The sequence below is a fragment of the Ruegeria sp. CDSC068 genome, from assembly GCF_059610545.1.
Genome location: NZ_JBXWNV010000025.1, coordinates 1 through 2757, shown reverse-complemented (window position 1 = coordinate 2757; position 2757 = coordinate 1). Strand labels below are relative to the sequence as shown.

Annotated in this window: 3 protein-coding genes; all 3 read right to left on the bottom strand. The window is 60.6% G+C overall.

Features of this window, described 5'->3' with window-relative positions; genetic code table 11:
- The coding region (locus tag AC2FID_RS22450; protein ID WP_496838797.1) for a tetrahydrofolate dehydrogenase/cyclohydrolase catalytic domain-containing protein at positions 1–647 on the bottom strand (647 nt) is incomplete at its 3' end.
- Between the two features lie 52 nt (positions 648–699).
- Complete coding sequence (locus AC2FID_RS22445) at positions 700–1005, bottom strand: chorismate mutase (protein ID WP_058272292.1); 306 nt, start codon at positions 1003–1005, stop codon at positions 700–702.
- Between the two features lie 57 nt (positions 1006–1062).
- Entirely contained in the window at positions 1063–2739 is a 1677-nt protein-coding gene (locus AC2FID_RS22440; protein WP_058276920.1) for a formate--tetrahydrofolate ligase, read from the bottom strand.
- Between the last annotated feature and the right edge of the window lie 18 nt (positions 2740–2757).

The following is a 2757-nucleotide window of genomic DNA, read 5'->3' as shown; positions in this document are numbered from 1 at the left end:
ACCATTTCAGGGCGGCCAACGGCGGCCACGACGATGTCGGCGCGGCGGACCACGTCGGGCAGATCCTTGGTGCGGCTGTGCGCGATGGTCACGGTGCAGCTGTCGCCCAGCAGCAACTGCGCCATCGGCTTGCCAACGATGTTCGAGCGTCCGATCACAACCGCATCCATCCCCGACAGCGAACCATGGTGGTCACGCAGCATCATCAGACAGCCCAGCGGGGTGCAGGGCACCATCGATTTCTGACCGGTGCCCAACAGGCCCACGTTGGAGATATGGAACCCGTCCACATCCTTGGCCGGGTCGATCGAATTGATCACCAGGTCCTCGTTCAGATGCTTGGGCAGCGGCAGTTGAACCAGGATTCCGTGCACAGCCGGATCGTTGTTCAGCTTTTCGACCAGCGCCAGCAGGTCCTCTTCCGAGGTATCGACATCCAGCTTGTGCTCGTACGAGTTCATGCCGACCTCGACGGTCATCTTGCCCTTGGAGCGGACATAGACCTGGCTGGCCGGGTCTTCGCCGACCAGAACCACGGCCAGGCCGGGGGTGATGCCGTTTTCCTCTTTCAGCTTTGCAACCTGATCGGCCACTTGCGCGCGCACTTTGGCCGCAAAGGCCTTGCCGTCGATAACCTGGGCTACCATCCTTTGATCCCTTCTTTCAAAAACGGATCGGGCGCGTGAAGCGCCCGGTCATTCAGTCCGGGCCGAGAACACGTTCCTCACGTGCAATCGACCAGTCAATCAACATGCGCCACAGTCTTTCGGCCAAATCCGGATCCATTCCCAGCTCGGCCGAGCTTGCGCGCACGCGGTGCACCACGTCTTCGACACGGTCCGGGATACGGGCAGGCAGGCCCTCGCCCGGCTTCAGCTCGGACGCGCGGTCAATGTAGCCTGCGCGCGCCACCAACATTTCGATCAGTTGGCGGTCCAGCTTGTCGATCTGAACCCGCAGATCCTGCATCGTTGCACAGTCTTGCGGCGGTGTCAGAGTGGGCATCGCGATCTCCTCATGGCCCGGGAAAACCCCGGACCACGAGATGTCCTATTCGGCGGCTTAGAACAAGCCCTCGATCTCACCTGCGTCATTGAGGCAGATGGTTTCCGCAGCCGGTTTGCGAGGCAGACCGGGCATGGTCATGATCTCACCGCAGACAACCACGATAAAGCCGGCACCCGCGCTCAGGCGTACCTCACGCACCGGAACCGAATGGCCGGTGGGCGCGCCGCGCAAAGTGGGATCGGTCGAGAAGCTGTACTGCGTCTTGGCCATGCAGACCGGCAGATTGCCGTATCCGGCCTCTTCCCACTCACGCAGCTGGTTGCGGATCTTGTTGTCGGCCAGAACCTCGTCGGCGCGGTAGATGCGCTTGGCGATGGTTTCGATCTTCTCGAACAGCGGCATGTCATCGGGGTAGATCGGTGCGAAGTTGGCACTGCCGCCTTCGACGATCTCGACAACCTTCTCGGCCAGCGGCGCAGAGCCTTCCGAGCCCAGCTCCCAGTGACGCGACAGAACCGCCTCAACCCCATGCTCGGCGCAATAGTCGCTGACCGCCTGCACTTCGGCATCGGTGTCGGTGACGAAGTGGTTGATGGCAACCACAACCGGCACGCCAAAGGATTTCACGTTCTCGATGTGACGACCAAGGTTGGCACAGCCCGAGTTGACTGCGTCGACGTTTTCCGCACCCAGATCGGCCTTGGCAACGCCGCCGTTCATCTTCATTGCACGCACGGTGGCAACCAGCACCACTGCAGACGGCGCGATGCCCGCCTTACGGCACTTGATGTTCATGAACTTCTCGGCGCCCAGATCGGCCCCAAAGCCAGCCTCAGTCACAACGTAGTCAGCCACTTTCAAAGCAGTCTTGGTGGCAATGACCGAGTTACAGCCATGTGCGATATTCGCGAACGGGCCACCGTGGACGAATGCCGGGTTGTTTTCCAGCGTCTGCACCAGGTTCGGCTGCATCGCGTCTTTCAGCAGCACGGTCATTGCGCCTTCGGCCTTGATGTCGCGGCAGTAGACAGCGGTCTTGTCGCGGCGATAGGCCACGATGATGTCACCCAGACGCTTTTCCAGATCCTTCAGGTCGTTGGACAGGCACAGGATCGCCATGACCTCGGACGCCACGGTGATGTCGAAACCGGTTTCGCGCGGGAAGCCGTTCGACACACCACCCAGGGACGCCGTGATCTGACGCAGGGCACGGTCATTCATATCGACCACGCGACGCCATGCGACGCGGCGTACATCGATCTCGGCTTCATTGCCCCAGTAAATGTGGTTGTCGATCATCGCCGACAGCAGCGAATGCGCCGAGGTGATCGCGTGGAAATCCCCGGTAAAGTGCAGGTTCATTTCCTCCATCGGAACAACCTGCGCGTAACCGCCCCCTGCAGCGCCGCCCTTCATGCCGAAGTTCGGGCCCAGCGAGGCTTCGCGAATGCAGATCATCGCATTCTTGCCGATGCGGTTCAGACCATCACCCAGACCAACGGTCGTGGTCGTCTTACCCTCACCCGCAGGCGTCGGGTTGATCGCGGTGACCAGCACCAGCTTGCCGTCTTCTCGACCCTGAACCGAGTTGATGAACTCCTGGCTCACCTTCGCCTTGTCATGGCCATAGGGCAGCAGATCAGCAGAATCGATGCCAATCTTAGCGCCGATTTCCTGAATAGGCTTCTTCTGCGCCTCGCGCGCAATTTCAATGTCCGATTTATAGCTCATTGGGCAAAACCCCCGGTT

Bases quoted from the DNA above. Each gene is read 5' to 3' on its own strand.
- AC2FID_RS22440 (WP_058276920.1), bottom strand. From the start codon at position 2,739: ATGAGCTATAAATCGGACATTGAAATTGCGCGCGAGGCGCAGAAGAAG.
- AC2FID_RS22445 (WP_058272292.1), bottom strand. From the start codon at position 1,005: ATGCCCACTCTGACACCGCCGCAAGACTGTGCAACGATGCAGGATCTG.